Here is a 16,567-nt window from a genome sequence, read left to right as displayed (position 1 = left end):
AAAAGCCGTAGGCGTGTTGAAATGGGATAGTTGAACGAATCCCTCTTTTTTGGTGGGCTAACTGGTTTAATGTCTCCACCCCTAGATTGGTTCTTTCTAGGGTCCAGGGCAACTTGAGCTCAATGTTATTTATTTTCCTTAAAAATGATACCTTAAAATAACTTTTTTTGATAGCCTTGAACAATGATTATCTTTACCCCTTAAACTGATTTTTACATGCATATTCATTTTATTGCCATCGGAGGCAGTGCAATGCACAATTTGGCTTTGGCCTTACATCATAAAGGGTATATTATTTCTGGTAGTGATGACGTAATTTTTGAACCCTCCAAAACTAGGTTGGAAGCTAAGGGGCTTTTACCCGAATCCTTTGGCTGGTTCCCGGAAAAGTTGCATTCCAATTTGGAGGCGGTAATTTTGGGAATGCATGCCAAGGCAGATAATCCGGAGCTTCTAAGGGCTCAGGAATTGGGGTTAAAAATATATTCCTATCCCGAATTTTTATACGAACAATCTAAGAATAAAACCAGGGTGGTCATTGGGGGAAGTCATGGTAAGACTACCATCACCTCCATGATACTTCATGTTCTAAATTATCACAACAAACCAGTAGATTTTATGGTTGGTGCGCAACTGGACGGGTTTGATCGTATGGTGCATCTTACAGAGGAGAACGATTTTATTGTTTTGGAGGGGGACGAATATTTGTCCTCCCCAATAGATAGGAGACCAAAATTTCATTTATACAAGCCGAATATTGCCCTTTTGAGCGGTATAGCTTGGGATCATATCAATGTATTTCCTACCTATGACAACTATGTGGAGCAATTCAGGATTTTTGTGGATAGCATTGTTAAAGGAGGTAGTATCACCTATAATGAAGAAGATCCTGAAGTGGATAAGGTGGTAAAGGCATCTGAGAATGCCATAAGAAAACTACCTTATAATACTCCTAACTATACTGTTGAAAATGGACAAACCATTTTGGAAACGCCTGAAGGTCCTATGCCTATTGAAGTTTTTGGGAAGCATAACCTAGGCAATTTAGCCGGGGCAAAATGGATATGCCAAAATATGGGAGTGGATGAGGATGACTTCTATGAGGCTATTGCTTCTTTTAAAGGGGCTTCCAAAAGATTGGAAAAAATTGCCGAAGGGAAGACCTGTGTGGCTTACAAGGATTTTGCCCATTCGCCAAGCAAGGTTATGGCCACAACCAAGGCCGTAAAAGAACAATATCCTGACAGGAAATTAATTGCTTGCTTGGAATTACACACCTATAGCAGTTTTAATCCCGAGTTTTTAAAGGAGTATAAAGGCGCCCTTGAGGCTGCGGATATAGCATCGGTTTTCTATTTGCCCGAATCCGTTAAGATAAAGAAGCTTAAGGAGGTTACTCCCGAACAGATATCGGAAGCCTTTGTTCGCGACGATTTGCAAATTTTTACTGATGCCGAAGTTTTCAAAAACTTTGTTTTTGGTCAGGAATATGACAATTCCGTACTGCTTTTAATGAGTTCAGGGAATTATGGAGGGTTAAATTTAGAAGAGGTTAAAGCCTTGGTGGAAGGATATTAGCTAACTAATTTTTGTTCGTAATTATTCTAAGTAAAGCTGTCCATGATTTGAAGGAATAGGATTTTAATTTCAAATAAGGAACCCCTGCAAAAAGCAATATTAATGTAACTTTATGGTTGATTAATCTTTTTTAAATGAATAAAGGCCCTATTGGTATTTTTGATTCGGGTATTGGAGGCACCTCCATATGGCGGGAAATCAATAAGATTCTTCCCCATGAATCAACAATTTATTTGGCCGATAGTAAGAATGCCCCATATGGGGAAAAGTCAAAGGAACAAATACTTCAGCTTAGCATTAAAAATGTTGAATTGCTTATAAAAAAGGGTTGTAAGCTAATAGTTGTTGCCTGTAACACTGCCACCACCAATGCCATTAAAGAGCTTAGGGCAACTTATAAGATACCAATGATCGGAATAGAACCGGCTATTAAGCCTGCTGCTTTGCATTCCAAAACCAAAACCGTTGGAGTTTTGGCTACCAAGGGAACATTAACAAGTGCCTTGTTCAATAATACTTCGGAAATCCATGCCAATGGCATAAAGGTGCTTGATCAAGTTGGTACAGGCTTGGTGGAGCTTATAGAAAAAGGAGAGGTTAATACTGCCCAAACCAAGCTGCTATTGAAAAGCTATTTGGAACCTATGTTAAGTCAGGGTATGGATCAATTGGTTCTGGGATGCACACATTATCCTTATTTAATTCCCTTGATAAGGGAAATATTACCGAATAGTATTGAAATTATTGATTCTGGGGAGGGGGTTGCCAGACAAACCAAAAACGTATTGCAGCAATTTAATTTATTAAACAGCCTGCATTACGATGATATGGAGCATCAATTTTTTACCAATGGCGATGTTTCGGTTTTAAAGTCCTTTTTAAGGGATGATAAGGTTTCATATAGGGCGCAATATTTGGATTTTTAACCAATTCCCATTCGCGGGTTATTGGTCCTTTTCTTTTTTCATATAGGTCAAATATGTAAAAGCATATTTATGGCGTTCATCCTTAGGGTGGTGTTCCTCATTGGTCAATTGCCATTTAGTTTCGTCAAAATCAGGGAAAAAGGTGTCCGCTTCAAAGGACCCATGGACTCTGGTAAGTTCTATTTGGTTGGCATGCTCCAATCCAAGATTGTAGATTTCACCACCTCCAATAATAAAGGATAAGGAATCGCCCTTTACCAAGTGTAAAGCATCCTCCATGGAATGTACTACAATACAATCCGCATGATTTACCGAATAGTCCTTATCCCTGGTTATAATAATATGGGTTCTGTTGGGTAGGGGTTTTATGAAGCTCTCGAAAGTTTTCCGTCCCATGATTATTTTATGCCCCGAGGTAAGGCTTTTAAAACGTTTAAAATCATCGGGTAAATGCCATAGTAGGTCATTGTCTTTGCCTAATGCGTTGTTCTCTGCAGCAGCAGCTATGATAGATAGGATGTTCACTATTCTTTTTTTTTATTAATGTTGGATAAGGGAAATTCGGTTTCGATCTCCTTCTGTAATTCGGCAATTTTTTGTTTTTGTTTCTGGACTAATTTTTCCCTTTGTGTGCGTTCCCATTCCAATCCCATGAATTTAGTGGTGACAAATACGTTAAAGACATGAATTGCGAATAAAAAGGCCCAAAAGGTAATGGCCCAAACAAACCAGTTGTATTCCACGCCATACTTAAGTATTTTATTGATGATAATCAGAAATACACTACCGATCAAAAACACAACAAAATGACTATAAAGTCGCTTTTTTTGTTTTATTCTGGTCTGGGCATGTTCCAGCAGTTCATGCTGTTCTAATTCTATAAGTGATTTTTTTTTATTCTTGGTGAACATCCTAATTCCTATCTTTAGGCAAAGATACCATAAATACAAATTTCACATCTTTGGATATGCAAAAGATTATTAAGCAATTCCCAGTTTTAAGTCAATATACCTATGTAAATACGGCCACCTCAGGTTTGCTTTATGACGGCCTTTTGGATTGGCGCCAAGAGCATGACCTTGATTTCCTTATTGGAGGGAGTAAAATGAAAATGAAAAGCAATGTGCTTATTTCAGAAACCAGAAATACCGTTGGAAAATTCTTTGGCTGCAAGGCTGAAAATGTAGCATTGGTGCCCAATTTTTCAATTGGACTCAATTTGCTATTGGAAGGAATGGGGGATAAAAGGAATGTATTGTTATTGGAAGGGGATTATCCTTCTGTAAATTGGCCTTTTGAAAATAGGGAGTGCAATACCTTCTATTTAAAAGTTACCCATGATTTGGAGGAAAATATTTATAGCCAGGTAAAATCCAAAAACATCAATGTATTGGCTCTTAGTCTGGTACAATGGCTAAATGGAATTAAGGTTGAATTGGAGTTCTTAAAGAGTCTAAAAAAGGAGTTCCCCGATCTCTTGATTATTGCTGACGGCACTCAATTTTTAGGTACCGATATTTTCAATTTTGAGGATTCCGGTATAGATGTACTTGGTGCAAGTTCCTATAAATGGCTTCTTGGCGGTTACGGAAACGGGTTTATGTTATTTGCCGATGAAACGCCTGCTAAATTTTCTTGCCGCTCCACTGGGTTTAACGCGGCCGATGGGGATTTGAGCGGAAAAGAAAATGTGTCCTTTGCAAAACAATTTGAGCCTGGACATTTGGATACATTCAATTTTGGAAGTTTAAATTATTCTCTGGGGTTTCTATCCGGCATTGGTATGGAGACAATTTCGGACCAAATTAAAAGACTTTCTTTAAAAGCAAAAATTGAGTTCGGGAATTTAGGGCTACTGGAAGAATCCGTTGTGAAGAGAAAAGAACATAGTTCTATTTTTAATATTTCGGCCAATAAGGATCTATATGCTAAATTATCGGAGAAGGATGTGCTCTGTGCACAGCGTGGAAATGGCATTCGTTTAAGTTTTCATTTCTACAATACAGAAAATGAGATAGATAAGATTGTGAGAATCCTAAAAGAAAAATAGTAAATGTTAATTTCTTCGGAATTTTACCCTGTTAAATTATTAAAGAGTGTTAATTGTTAAACTTATTTTAAGAAAATGATAAAAATGACATTGGTCATTGGTAATGAGGGATTTAATGATGTAATTTTGCACTTTAATCTAAAATTTTGAGGTTATGGGAATTACAAAACAATATTTAAAGAGTAAGCCAGTATGCAAGGTGACATTTTCAGTTCCTGCAGAAGATGCCAAAAAGGTTGCGGTAGTAGGAGATTTTAATAATTGGAGCCCAAAAGGTAGTGCACTTAAGAAATTGAAAAATGGAACCTTCAAGGGGACTTTCGATTTACCAAAAGAACAAACATTTGAATTCAAGTATATAGTGGATGGTAATTTCGTTAACGAAGCTGAGGCTGATCGTTACCAATGGAATGAATTCGCTGGTGCTGAGAATTCAGTTTTGGAATTGTAATTAAGTCTATCTGATACCATTGAGGTTTCTTTCTCAGTGGTATCAGATTAATTGGAATATTTATCTGGTAGTGTTGCGCGATTTTATAATTAATCTGTTACGGTAACCCCTTTCCAAAATGCGATTCTCCCCTTAATCGCTTTCGCTAGGTCACTTATTTCCGGATAATACCAGGCCGCATCATTATTCTTTACACCATCCACCGTTATATTATAATAGGAGGCAGTACCTTTCCATGGGTATATTGTGTGGGTTGTACTGGGAGAAAAATACTCTTTCTTGATACTTTCCGCAGGGAAATAATAGTTGTTTTCAATTACAATAGTATCTTCACTTTCGGCAATTATTTTATTGTTCCAGACGGCCTTCATACCTTCACTTTTTAATGTTGTTAATATTGGTTTTCCTTTTAGGCTTAAATGCTAATCCTAGTCCTTTACTAGAATATAATTCTTAAAATACTTCTTGGAATCCGTAAAGGCCTTCAAAACTTTTAATCCAGCCTCTCTTGCTAAATTTGTAATTTCACTATCATCATACTTCTGTGAAATTTCGGTATGGATTGTTTCCCATGCCTCAAAATCAACTACCAAGTCAATGGATTTTATATGCACTTCCTGTGCTTCTTTGGAAACCAAATAACTTTTTGCGGTACCGGTTTGTGGATTATAGGTTTCCCAATGTAAAAATTTATCCAAGTCAAAATTCCCTTGCAATTCGGAATTTATTCTTTTTAAAATATTTTTATTGAAGGCCTCCGTAATTCCTGTAGGATCGTTATAGGCATCCAAGATGGTTTGCGGATTTTTTTTCTGATCGCAACCAAGTAAGATCATATCATCAACATCCATGGAATTTTCTAATTCCGAGAGGAATTGAAGAGCTTGATCATGTAATAAATTTCCAATATTGGAACCTAGGAATAGAATTATATTTTTGGAATTGCCTTCCTTTCTAATGGTTTTTAAGGTTTCAATATAAGTGCCTTGTTTTGTCTCAACGTTTATTGTAGGGTATTCCATGGAAAGGGATGTTTCCAATTGATCCAAGGCGTTTTGGCTAATATCGATAGGAATATATTTGAAATCTATTCCGGTACCTGACAATTGCTCTAATAATATTTTGGTTTTTATACCATCACCGGCCCCAAGTTCCAATAAATTTATTCTATTGGTATTTTTGGTGAACAGCTCCGTTATAGGTGCTTTATTCCTATCCAATATATTGTATTCGCAATTGGTTAAATAATACTCCGGCATGGACATAATTTGCTGAAAAATCTTATCGCCATTATGATCGTAAAAATATTTTGAGGATAAGTGCTTAGGAAAATCGGTCAGGCCATTATATACATCCTTTCCAAATTTAATATCAAGTTTTGTTATTGTTTGCTGTTCCATAAATTGTTGCTATTTGGCCAATCTAATACCGGTAAATTGCCATCTTAAATTGGTTGGAAAGAAATTGCGATAAGTGTGTCTGGCATGTTTTGCTGGTGTGGCAATAGAACTTCCGCGAAGCACCTTCTGATTTACCATAAATTTGCCGTTGTATTCGCCAAGGGCACCGGCCGCCTTTTTATAATTTGGATAGGGTAAATAAGCACTTTCCGTCCACTCCCATCTTTTGCCCCAATTAAAATTCTGAGACGCTATTTCCCATTCGAATTCGGTTGGTAAACGACAGTTTTTCCATTGTGCATAAGCGTATGCCTCAAAATAGGATACATGGGTAACGGGTGCCGCCCAATCCACGTTTTGCAGTCCGTTTAAGGTGTAATTACGCCACTCACCATCTATTAGGTGCCAGTAGAGCGGAGCGTTGATTTGGTTCTGTTTAACCCAATCCCATCCTTCGGCATGCCATAGGTCAAATTTTTTATAACCATTGTCTTCTATGAAAGCAAGGTATTCCAAATTGGTCACCAGCTTATTGGAAATGTTGAATGCTTGGAGATAGACCTTATGTAAGCCAAGTTCATTATCATAACAGAAATCATTTGAATTATGTCCAATACTGTAAATACCTTCGGCAATCTGCAACCATTCTTGATTATAATTATCAGGGGTATGTTCCTTATATGAAGGGGAAAAGATTGGCAAAAGTGGATTGTTGCCAAGTATATATTTAATATCCGTTAGTAATAATTCCTGATGTTGTTTTTCGTGATGAATCCCTATTTCAACCAATTCCTCAATCTCCCTGGTAAGTCCTTTATCTAAAAAAACCTTCATGTTTTCTGTAACATGGTTCCTATACTCATAGACCTTGGCTACGGAAGGCCTGGAAAGATTACCGCGATCGGCGCGAATTACGCGTTTGCCTACCGTTTCGTAATAACTATTAAAAACAAAAGAAAAGTTGGAGTCGAAACATTTGTAGTCCTCAAAGTGTTTCTTTAGCACGAATTCCTCAAAAAACCATGTAGTATGGCCCAAATGCCATTTTGGTGGGGAAACATCAATTATGGGCTGTACCACATAATCCTCAATTTCTAGAGGTTGGCATATGGCTTCGGTATGCCTTCTTGTTTCTAAAAAGAAATTAGTTATCTGACCTGTAAGGACCATATCTGTATTTATCCCTAAATTTATGAAATATACACTGATGATGATCAATCCAAAAAAATAGGGAATTGACCCGTTCCATTTTGGAGCAGTGTTTTGGGAATTATTAGGGATTAGTCTAAGAATTAAATTATCCTTACATTTCTAACATAAAAAAAATCCTAAATGGCTACCGCTCCCTTGATATGTGGGTGCGGGTCGTAATCCACCAGACTAAAATCTTCAAAGGTAAAGTCGAAAATATCCTTTACATCAGGATTTAAAACCATTTTTGGCAGGGGTCTTGGTGTGCGACTTAATTGCAAGGCAACTTGTTCAAAATGATTGTTGTAGATATGTGCGTCGCCAAAGGTGTGAATGAATTCACCTGGTTGCAATCCGCAAACCTGGGCAATCATAAGTGTAAATAAGGCGTAAGACGCAATATTGAAAGGAACGCCTAAAAATATATCCGCACTTCTTTGGTATAATTGACAGGATAATTTTCCGTCGGCAACGTAAAATTGGAAAAAGGCATGACATGGGGGCAAAGCCGCTTTTCCATTGGCCACATTTTCTGAAAAAGACAATGTGGTGTCTGGCAGTACGCTGGGGTTCCAGGCCGAAACCAGCATACGGCGACTATTGGGATTGGTTTTAAGGGTGCTTACTATTTCTTTTATTTGATCTATCTCATCACCATTCCAATTACGCCATTGATATCCATAAACAGGACCTAAATTGCCATTCTCGTCGGCCCACTCATTCCATATCCGTACACCGTTTTCCTGTAAATAGGTAATATTGGTATCGCCCTTTAGGAACCATAGGAGTTCATGTACAATCGATTTTAAATGAAGTTTTTTTGTGGTTACCATGGGAAAGCCTTCCGCTAGGTCAAAACGCATTTGATATCCAAACACACTTTTGGTGCCAGTCCCGGTTCTATCTCCTTTTTGGACTCCATTTTCCAAAACATGTTCTAGTAAATCGTGGTATTGTTTCATATGCCTCTGCCTTGATGATCTCCAAAATGGAGCGAGAATAGTTTAGATTTTTAGTCAAAAAATTGTGTAGCGAAATTAGGTAAATCTAAGCTGTTACTGATGGACTATAGTCTGAAGTTATTAAATTTTATTAACGGGAATTATTGCGAATACTTCTATGGATAACAATTTTGGGAATCGATTTTATTTACTATTTATCCCAAAATCATTCCTGCTATAGTAGCGGAAAGTAATGAGGCGATGGATCCTCCCAGTACTGCTTTCATCCCAAATTCGGACAAGGTTTTTCGCTGTCCTGGTGCTAGGGAACCTATGCCTCCGATCTGAATGCCTATAGATGCAAAATTGGCAAATCCACAAAGCATATAAGTTGCCATAATAACCGATTTGTTGAATGTGAAATGAGTACTGCTGGCAATATTTTTTAGTTCCGCCAGTTGTATGTAGCCAATGAATTCACTGGCAGCCAATTTAATGCCCAAAAGTTGGCCCATCAACATAATATCCACGGAATCCACTCCAATAAGCCACATAAGTGGGGCAAATATGGTTCCAAGTATAGCTTCCAAAGAAAACTTTTCGTACGGTGAATTGGATGCAATCCATGAGTTTAATTCGGTGATGTCACCGGTCCAATTTAAGATGCCGTTTATCATTGCAATAAAGGCAACAAATACTAAAAGCATAGCACCAACATTTACGGCCAATTTTAGGCCTTCAGTAGTACCATTGGAAATGGAGTCCAAGATGTTGGAACCAATTTTTTCATTGGAAACATGGACTTCAGTGTTTATTTCTTCGGTTTGTGGATATAAAATTTTGGAGATAACAATGGCGCCGGGTGCAGCCATAACCGATGCGGCCAATAGGTGTTTGGCGAACTGCAGCCTTAGGATGGGGTCGTCCCCACCTAAAAAGCCAATATATGCAGCTAAAACGGCCCCAGCTACGGTGGCCATGCCTCCGATCATGACTAAAAGTATTTCGGACTTAGTCATTTTTTCCAAATATGCCTTTATTAATAAGGGGGCTTCTGTTTGTCCTAAAAAAATATTACCGGTAACGCTTAAACTCTCTGGACCTGAAATTCCCAGGCTTTTTGATAATAGCCAAGCCAAGGCCTGCACCACTTTTTGGATTATGCCCAAATAGAACAAAACAGAGGTCAGAGCTGAAAAGAAGATAATAGTGGGCAGTACCTGAAATGCAAAAATAAATCCAAAGGTATCCATGTCCACTACCAAACCTTCAAAAAGGAATTTGCTGCCTGCTCTGGTAAAATCTAAAATACTGACAAAAATTTTCCCTCCAAATTCGAAAATTTTGGAAACAAAGCTGAGGTCAAATCTATAACCAAAAGCATTAAAACCTATTTTCTCGCCAATTAGAATGCAAATGGCCAATACAAGTTGGATAAAAATTCCAATACTTGCCGTTTTCCAATTGATTGCTTTTTTGTTGTTACTGAAAAGGTATGCAATAAAAACCAAGGATAACATTCCTAAGATGCCTCTCCAGATACTTGTAAAAGTTACACCTTGATTTGGAATGATTTCGGAGGTGCTCTGAAGTGTGTCAGGGTTGCCTATTTCTTGGCCTATGGATGGAAACGCTATAAGACAGAAAATAAATAGAACCCAAAGCTTTTTTCTCATCCAATAATTATTACAGGTAATTTATTTGCGTTTGGAGATTTCGTCTCTGAGTTTTGCGGCTTTTTCGTAATCTTCACTGGCAACGGCCTTGTCCAGCTCTGCGTACAACTCCTCTATACTAAGTTCTTTGTACCCTTCTGAAGCCCCTGGATTTATTTCAACGGTTTCCCCTTCTTGAAGAATTTCATCGACTATAATGCTGTCGTCAGAATCTTCTTTATCCTTTTCCTTTGAAGAAAATTTTAGGAATATACCGGCTTTGTCCAAAATGGTCTTATAGGTAAAAATAGGAGCATTGAACCTTAATGCCAAGGCTATGGCATCACTGGTCCTGGCATCTATGATTTCTTCTATTTTATCACGTTCGCAAATAATACTGGAATAGAAGACCCCGTCGACCAATTTATGGATGATGACTTGTTTAATGACAACATCAAATCGATCGGCAAAATTTTTGAAAAGATCATGTGTCAGCGGTCTTGGCGGCTTAATTTCCTTCTCCAGAGCAATGGCTATGGATTGGGCCTCAAAGGCACCAATGACGATAGGTAGTTTACGGTCGCCATCAACTTCATTCAATATAAGGGCATATGCACCATTTTGCGTTTGGCTATATGATATCCCTTTTATTTTTAATCTAACTAAGCTCATAGAAATTTATCAACTAAAAAAAGGCTGTTCAAAATACTGGACGGACCAAGTAAATTTGAGCAGCCCTTTAAGGGGCACAATTTAACAAAAATTAAGCGTTTTGTGCCTTAAATTCCTTTAATTTTTCTATTAGCTTAGGAACAACTTCAAAAGCATCACCTACAATACCATAGTCGGCGGCTTTAAAAAATGGGGCTTCTGGGTCTGTATTAATGACTACTTTTACTTTGGAAGAGCTGACACCTGCCAAATGCTGAATTGCTCCAGAAATACCAATGGCAATGTATAAATTGCTGGCTACAGGTTTTCCGGTTTGACCAACATGCTCTCCATGAGGTCTCCATCCGAGATCGGATACGGGTTTGGAACATGCGGTCGCCGCTCCCAATACTTCGGCCAATTCTTCGATCATTCCCCAATTTTCCGGACCTTTTAGTCCACGACCTCCAGAAACCACAATGTCGGCATCGGCAATAGTGGCCTTGCCAACTACCTTGTCTATTTCTATAGATTTGGTGGTAAATAAATCCTCCCCTAGGCTAGGTTCAAAGTTCTCAACGGTGGCGGTTGTCTTATTTTCTGAACTTCCAAAAGCATTATTGGAAACGCCAATAATTTTAATTTCGGAAGTAATCTCCGTAAAAGCGAAACCCTTGTTGCTAAAAACAGTTCTTTTAACCTGGAATGGACTGGTGCTTTCCGGGGCTGAAACAACATTGGGAACATAACCTGCCTTTAATTGGGCGGTTAAAATTGGTGCTAAAAATTTAGTGTCCGCACTGGAACTAAGAATGATCACCTTGGCGTTTTCTTTTTGTGCAGCCTGTCCTACGACGTTGGCAAAAGCTTTGGCGTTAAATGTTTTTAAACGGTCATTGGAGACGTTCAAGACCTTGGCAACTCCATAATCCCCTAGGCTTTCCGACTCATTGGCGTTAATGGATATGGCCGTAGCCGTGGTTCCCATTTGCTTGGCAACCTCATAAGCATAGGAGGCAACCTCATGGGCGTTCTTTTTAAATTTTCCGTTTTCGGATTCTGTATATACTAAAACTGACATATATTTTAATGTTTTATTTGAGTGCCAAATGGCAAAAGATGTGCTGTTAAAAGGAATTCAATATTAAATTACCTTAGCTTCATTGTGCAATAAATTGATCAATTCGTCAATATTATCGGCATCCACTAATTTAACCTGACCCTTAGGCGCGGGTTTTTCAAATTTTACGTCGTCCGTTGCTTTGCTGGCTGAAATAGGCTCAACGACATTTAATTTCTTTTGGCGTGCCATCATAATTCCTCTCATGTTCGGAATTCTTAGATCACTTTCGGCAACCAGACCTTTTTGTCCACCTATTACCAAAGGCATTGTTGTGGATATTTTTTCTTTTCCACCGTCGATCTCCCGTACGGCCGTTGCATTGTTGCCCTCGATTTCCAAACTTATACAGGTGTTTACAAAATTCATTCCCGATAAAGAAGCCAAAATTCCTGGGACCATCCCGCCATTATAATCAATAGATTCCCGCCCGGCAATCACAAGGTCGTATTCTCCATTTTTTACAATTTCCGCCAACTGCTCGGCTACAAAATATCCGTCAGTGGGAATGGCATTTACACGTATGGCTTCGTCGGCACCAATAGCTAGGGCTTTTCTAATGGTTGGTTCCGTACTGGCCTCGCCAACAGTTGCCACATGTACTGTAGCACCCTGTTTTTCCTTGAACCACATGGCGCGGGTAAGACCAAATTCATCGTTCGGATTAATTACGAATTGAACCCCATTGGTGTCAAATTTTGTGTCTCCGTCAGTGAAGTTTATTTTGGAAGTAGTGTCCGGGACATTACTTAGGCATACTAAAATTTTCATATGTTATTTTTTTGTTGACCATTAAATAAGAAATGGTGGCTAATATACTCAATAATTTTTTAAATTACTATGCATGCATAGTATATTTTTGATGTATTTTTAATAATTAACCACTTAGTTTTGATATATTATTTCCTACTTTTGCTTGCGCTTTTAGCATTTTAACATAAAGATTCCATTTTACAGATGAAAACAATACAGTTTAGGGAGGCTATACAAGAAGCAATGTCCGAGGAGATGAGAAGGGACGAGACCATTTATTTAATGGGTGAGGAGGTTGCTGAATATAACGGAGCTTATAAGGCTTCTAAGGGAATGTTAGATGAATTTGGTCCGGAAAGGGTAATAGATACCCCAATATCCGAGCTTGGTTTTTCCGGTATTGGTGTGGGTTCTGCTATGATTGGCAATAGGCCAATTATAGAGTTTATGACCTTTAATTTTGCTTTGGTCGGGATAGATCAAATCATAAATAACGCGGCTAAGATCAGACAAATGTCAGGTGGGCAGTTTAATTGTCCCATTGTTTTTCGTGGTCCAACTGCTTCTGCTGGTCAATTGGCGGCAACACATTCACAGGCTTTTGAAAGTTGGTATGCCAACTGTCCCGGGTTAAAAGTGGTGGTTCCTTCAAATCCAAAAGATGCCAAAGGATTGTTGAAATCCGCTATTCGCGACAATGATCCGGTAATATTTATGGAATCGGAACAAATGTATGGCGATAAGGGTGAAGTTCCAGAGGGGGAGTTTACTATTCCATTGGGTGTAGCCGATATTAGAAGGGAAGGTACTGATGTTACCATTGTATCCTTTGGTAAAATTATTAAGGAAGCGGATAAAGCTGCCGAAGAATTGGCTAAAGAAAACATAAGTGTAGAGGTTATTGATTTGCGGACAGTAAAGCCATTGGACTATGAGGCTGTTTTAAAATCTGTAAAGAAGACCAATAGATTGGTTATTTTGGAGGAAGCTTGGCCATTTGGCAATGTAGCCACTGAGATAACTTACCATGTGCAGGCCAATGCATTTGATTATTTGGATGCGCCAATTGTAAAAATTAACACTGCTGATACTCCAGCACCTTATTCCCCGGTACTTTTGGCGGAATGGTTGCCTAACTATGAAGATGTTGTGAAGGCGGTTAAGAAAGTATTGTACAAATTATAATTTATATCATAAAAAGATTGTATTGGCTTCGTTGACTTAGGGTTGACGAAGCTTTTATATTATAAATTGATTTATATGGGTAAGAATAACCTTTAGGATACGTCTATAGGTTTGATTCCATACTTTAAAGGAATGGTGCAATTTTTTCATAAGTCCTTTTACATTAGAAAATGACAAGAATCTTCTTAATCTTTTTTTTGTTTATAGCTCAACTCTCCCTGTCACAGACCAAGGTTGGTGGTATAGTGTTGGATGAGGCTGGTGAGCCTGTTTCCTTTGCCAACGTTTTGTTCAAAGATTCTTCAGAAGGAACTATTACCAATGACAATGGTAGATTCTATATGGAATCAGATAATATTTACACTACCTTATTGGTGTCTTTTATTGGTTATGAGACCAAAGAAATTACACTTACCTCCAAAGTCACTTATAATATGAATATTGTTTTGGTGGAGTCCAGTGAACAGTTGGACGAAGTGGTGGTCTATGTGGGGAAAACTGATAAGAAAAATAATCCAGCCATAGATATCCTTAAAAAAATATGGGCCAAAAAGCGTAAAAACGGGGTTCATATGTTCAGGCAATTTCAGTATGATAAATACGAAAAAATTGAGTTTGACCTGAATACTATAGATAGTGCCTTAATGAAAAGTAAGGTTTTTAGGGGATTGGAATTTGTTTTTAATGATTTGGATACTTCAAGGATAACCGGGAAGACCTATTTACCTATTTTTTTGAATGAAACCTTTGCGAAGGTATATGGCAATAATGAAACGGGTGCTGTCAAAGAAGATGTGCTTGGAAGCAAGAATTCTGGCTTTAACAATAATCAGGCAATAATTGCATTTATAGCGGATTTGTATTCCGATTATGACATTTATAATAATTATTTAAAATTTTTCGATAAGAGTTTTACCAGTCCCTTGTCCAAAACAGGGGTGGATACCTATAATTATGTCTTGGCCGATAGTGCCTATATAGATAATAAATGGTGTTATAATATTATCTACTATCCGCGAAGAAAGAATGAATTAACATTTAAAGGGAACTTTTGGGTAAATGATACTACCTATGCGGTGAAGAATATAAATTTGGCCGTGACCAAAAGTGCCAATATTAACTGGGTAAAGGAGATTTATATTGAACAAGAGTTTGATGTGGTCAACGATTCCGTTTTTCTTTTGACCCGGGATTATATGTTATCGGATTTTAGTTTTAATAAAAAAGAAAATTCAAGAGGGGTATATGGTAAGAGGACTACGGTCTATGGGGACTATAAATTTGATCAGCCAAAACCCAATGAGTTTTACAGGGCCAAGACAGATCCTTTTGACCCTCTGGTCCTAAATAAGGAAGATGACTTCTGGGCAACCAATAGGTTGGAGTCCTTAAATGCTGATGAAAAGGGAATCTACAAATTGTTGGATACCTTAAAAACGGTTCCCAAATTTAAAAGCTATTATAATATAGTGAGCATACTGGGCTCTGGTTATGTAGAAATTGATAAATGGAATTTAGATCTAGGGGATGTATATAGTGTTTTTGGTTACAATGAAGCTGAAGGAGTACGTCTTAGGGCAGGGGCAAGAACCTATTTTGGACAAAATGACCCTTGGCGGCTACAAGGGTACGTTGCCTATGGTTTTGGGGACGATAAATTTAAGTATGGAATTTCCGGAAAATGGTTGGTGGATAAGAAATCCAGGTTCATTATATCCGGTGGCAAACGAAGGGATATAGAGCAACTGGGGATAAGTTTAACGGCTACTAATGATGTGTTGGGCAGAAGTATTGCCTCTTCATCCGTGTTAACTGTGGGTTCCAATGATAGACTTACCAGCATAGATTTAAGTACTTTTAACTTGGAGCTGGAACCTGTCACTAATTTAAGGATTGGGGTAGGAGGATCGTACAGGACACTTAGTTCTGCCTTGCCAAATGCCTTTAATCTGGATTATATAGATCCTTCATCGCCCACAGGTATTTCCTCTGAAATAAATCAATTTGATCTTTCTACTGTTCTGATATACACTCCGGGAAAGAGGACAATAGGCAATGGGGTGGAAAGAAGGGATGTGAACGATAACTACAGTACCTTGTTTTTGTCCTATACCAATGGAATTAAAAACTTCATGGATAGTGATTTCGATTTTAAAAAGGTGCAATTTAGCTACACCCAGCCATGGCAGGTTGGAGGTCTTGGAAGGTTGCTAAGTACGGTGGAGATTGGTAAGACTTATGGAGAGGTGCCATTGGGATTGCTTAATGCCATCCCTGGAAACCAGACCTTTTTCTCTGTATATAATACCTTTTCAAATCTTGATTTTTACGAATTTGTAACCGATACCTATGTATCGGCCCATTTGGAACACAATTTTAACGGTAGGTTTCTCTCCAGGATTCCCTTTATGAGAAATTGGAATTTAAGGGAGATAGTTGGATTAAGGGGCGTTTGGGGTGAACTTTCGGACGGAAATAAAGCCTTGAGTGCCCCGGCAAATATTCCGTTGTTAGCTCCAAATGATAAGATTTATTGGGAGTATTCCGTTGGGGTCGGCAACATATTCAAGTTTCTAAGGATAGATTTTAACTTTAGGGGGAATTATTTGGATAACCCTGGAGCAAGGCCTTTTGGGGTAACCGGGTCCTTCGGATTTCATTTCTAA

At 38.2% G+C, this 16,567-nt stretch carries 16 protein-coding genes; 6 read left to right on the top strand and 10 right to left on the bottom strand.

The window, feature by feature from the left end; all coding sequences use genetic code 11:
* Window positions 1-216 precede the first annotated feature (216 nt).
* On the top strand, window positions 217-1,578 hold the full coding sequence (locus H4O18_RS06420; RefSeq protein ID WP_187582585.1) for a UDP-N-acetylmuramate--L-alanine ligase: 1,362 nt from the start codon (window positions 217-219) through the stop codon (window positions 1,576-1,578).
* A gap of 134 nt (window positions 1,579-1,712) precedes the next feature.
* Window positions 1,713-2,504, top strand: coding sequence for a glutamate racemase (gene murI, locus H4O18_RS06415; RefSeq protein ID WP_187582583.1), 792 nt, complete (start codon window positions 1,713-1,715; stop codon window positions 2,502-2,504).
* 18 nt (window positions 2,505-2,522) lie between these two features.
* Here the strand turns inward: murI and H4O18_RS06410 are convergent, their stop codons facing one another.
* Together H4O18_RS06410 and H4O18_RS06405 are read right to left on the bottom strand one after the other, a co-directional pair.
* Entirely contained in the window at window positions 2,523-3,023 is a 501-nt protein-coding gene (locus H4O18_RS06410; protein ID WP_425489124.1) for a dihydrofolate reductase, read from the bottom strand.
* Between the two features lie 5 nt (window positions 3,024-3,028).
* Window positions 3,029-3,415 carry a 2TM domain-containing protein gene (locus H4O18_RS06405; protein WP_187582579.1) on the bottom strand — a complete coding sequence of 129 codons (387 nt, stop codon included), beginning with the start codon at window positions 3,413-3,415 and terminating at the stop codon, window positions 3,029-3,031.
* A 56-nt stretch (window positions 3,416-3,471) separates the two neighbouring features.
* On the opposite strand from H4O18_RS06405, the gene H4O18_RS06400 reads away from it, so the two are divergent.
* Window positions 3,472-4,554, top strand: coding sequence for an aminotransferase class V-fold PLP-dependent enzyme (locus H4O18_RS06400; protein WP_187582578.1), 1,083 nt, complete (start codon window positions 3,472-3,474; stop codon window positions 4,552-4,554).
* 154 nt (window positions 4,555-4,708) lie between these two features.
* The gene (locus tag H4O18_RS06395; RefSeq protein WP_103440768.1) at window positions 4,709-5,005 is read left to right on the top strand and encodes an isoamylase early set domain-containing protein; all 297 of its coding nucleotides are present in this window, start codon (window positions 4,709-4,711) and stop codon (window positions 5,003-5,005) included.
* An 89-nt stretch (window positions 5,006-5,094) separates the two neighbouring features.
* Here the strand turns inward: H4O18_RS06395 and H4O18_RS06390 are convergent, their stop codons facing one another.
* The 8 genes from H4O18_RS06390 to H4O18_RS06355 all read right to left on the bottom strand — a co-directional run bounded on the left by H4O18_RS06390 (window position 5,095) and on the right by H4O18_RS06355 (window position 12,734).
* On the bottom strand, window positions 5,095-5,376 hold the full coding sequence (locus tag H4O18_RS06390; RefSeq protein WP_187582575.1) for a DUF427 domain-containing protein: 282 nt from the start codon (window positions 5,374-5,376) through the stop codon (window positions 5,095-5,097).
* A gap of 57 nt (window positions 5,377-5,433) precedes the next feature.
* Window positions 5,434-6,405, bottom strand: a complete 972-nt coding sequence (gene egtD, locus H4O18_RS06385) for an L-histidine N(alpha)-methyltransferase (protein WP_187582573.1) — start codon at window positions 6,403-6,405, stop codon at window positions 5,434-5,436.
* Window positions 6,406-6,414: 9 nt separating this feature from the next.
* Complete coding sequence (egtB, locus tag H4O18_RS06380) at window positions 6,415-7,575, bottom strand: ergothioneine biosynthesis protein EgtB (protein WP_187582786.1); 1,161 nt, start codon at window positions 7,573-7,575, stop codon at window positions 6,415-6,417.
* Between the two features lie 158 nt (window positions 7,576-7,733).
* Window positions 7,734-8,558 carry a thymidylate synthase gene (locus H4O18_RS06375; protein WP_187582571.1) on the bottom strand — a complete coding sequence of 275 codons (825 nt, stop codon included), beginning with the start codon at window positions 8,556-8,558 and terminating at the stop codon, window positions 7,734-7,736.
* Window positions 8,559-8,752: 194 nt separating this feature from the next.
* Window positions 8,753-10,213: a NupC/NupG family nucleoside CNT transporter gene (locus tag H4O18_RS06370; RefSeq protein WP_187582569.1), complete on the bottom strand. Its 1,461-nt coding sequence runs from the start codon at window positions 10,211-10,213 to the stop codon at window positions 8,753-8,755.
* A 21-nt stretch (window positions 10,214-10,234) separates the two neighbouring features.
* Complete coding sequence (locus tag H4O18_RS06365; RefSeq protein ID WP_187582567.1) at window positions 10,235-10,864, bottom strand: bifunctional nuclease family protein; 630 nt, start codon at window positions 10,862-10,864, stop codon at window positions 10,235-10,237.
* Between the two features lie 91 nt (window positions 10,865-10,955).
* Entirely contained in the window at window positions 10,956-11,924 is a 969-nt protein-coding gene (locus H4O18_RS06360) for an electron transfer flavoprotein subunit alpha/FixB family protein (RefSeq protein ID WP_187582565.1), read from the bottom strand.
* Between the two features lie 63 nt (window positions 11,925-11,987).
* Entirely contained in the window at window positions 11,988-12,734 is a 747-nt protein-coding gene (locus H4O18_RS06355) for an electron transfer flavoprotein subunit beta/FixA family protein (RefSeq protein WP_187582563.1), read from the bottom strand.
* Window positions 12,735-12,920: 186 nt separating this feature from the next.
* Between H4O18_RS06355 and H4O18_RS06350 the strand changes: the two genes are divergently transcribed.
* Both H4O18_RS06350 and H4O18_RS06345 read left to right on the top strand, forming a co-directional pair.
* A complete protein-coding gene (locus H4O18_RS06350; protein ID WP_187582561.1) occupies window positions 12,921-13,901 on the top strand; it encodes a pyruvate dehydrogenase complex E1 component subunit beta in 981 nt (326 codons plus the stop codon).
* A gap of 170 nt (window positions 13,902-14,071) precedes the next feature.
* A complete protein-coding gene (locus H4O18_RS06345) occupies window positions 14,072-16,567 on the top strand; it encodes a DUF5686 family protein (RefSeq protein ID WP_187582559.1) in 2,496 nt (831 codons plus the stop codon).

This window comes from Arenibacter arenosicollis, from assembly GCF_014397245.1.
In the GTDB taxonomy this organism is placed as follows: domain Bacteria; phylum Bacteroidota; class Bacteroidia; order Flavobacteriales; family Flavobacteriaceae; genus Arenibacter; species Arenibacter arenosicollis.
The sequence above is the reverse complement of the archived record's forward strand: the minus strand, read 5'-3'. Positions and strand labels throughout refer to the sequence as shown.

Bases quoted from the DNA above. Each gene is read 5' to 3' on its own strand.
- H4O18_RS06420 (WP_187582585.1), top strand. From the start codon at position 217: ATGCATATTCATTTTATTGCCATCGGAGGCAGTGCAATGCACAATTTG.
- murI (WP_187582583.1), top strand. From the start codon at position 1,713: ATGAATAAAGGCCCTATTGGTATTTTTGATTCGGGTATTGGAGGCACC.
- H4O18_RS06405 (WP_187582579.1), bottom strand. From the start codon at position 3,415: ATGTTCACCAAGAATAAAAAAAAATCACTTATAGAATTAGAACAGCAT.
- H4O18_RS06400 (WP_187582578.1), top strand. From the start codon at position 3,472: ATGCAAAAGATTATTAAGCAATTCCCAGTTTTAAGTCAATATACCTAT.
- H4O18_RS06395 (WP_103440768.1), top strand. From the start codon at position 4,709: ATGGGAATTACAAAACAATATTTAAAGAGTAAGCCAGTATGCAAGGTG.
- H4O18_RS06390 (WP_187582575.1), bottom strand. From the start codon at position 5,376: ATGAAGGCCGTCTGGAACAATAAAATAATTGCCGAAAGTGAAGATACT.
- egtD (WP_187582573.1), bottom strand. From the start codon at position 6,405: ATGGAACAGCAAACAATAACAAAACTTGATATTAAATTTGGAAAGGAT.
- egtB (WP_187582786.1), bottom strand. From the start codon at position 7,575: ATGGTCCTTACAGGTCAGATAACTAATTTCTTTTTAGAAACAAGAAGG.
- H4O18_RS06375 (WP_187582571.1), bottom strand. From the start codon at position 8,558: ATGAAACAATACCACGATTTACTAGAACATGTTTTGGAAAATGGAGTC.
- H4O18_RS06370 (WP_187582569.1), bottom strand. From the start codon at position 10,213: ATGAGAAAAAAGCTTTGGGTTCTATTTATTTTCTGTCTTATAGCGTTT.
- H4O18_RS06365 (WP_187582567.1), bottom strand. From the start codon at position 10,864: ATGAGCTTAGTTAGATTAAAAATAAAAGGGATATCATATAGCCAAACG.
- H4O18_RS06360 (WP_187582565.1), bottom strand. From the start codon at position 11,924: ATGTCAGTTTTAGTATATACAGAATCCGAAAACGGAAAATTTAAAAAG.
- H4O18_RS06355 (WP_187582563.1), bottom strand. From the start codon at position 12,734: ATGAAAATTTTAGTATGCCTAAGTAATGTCCCGGACACTACTTCCAAA.
- H4O18_RS06350 (WP_187582561.1), top strand. From the start codon at position 12,921: ATGAAAACAATACAGTTTAGGGAGGCTATACAAGAAGCAATGTCCGAG.
- H4O18_RS06345 (WP_187582559.1), top strand. From the start codon at position 14,072: ATGACAAGAATCTTCTTAATCTTTTTTTTGTTTATAGCTCAACTCTCC.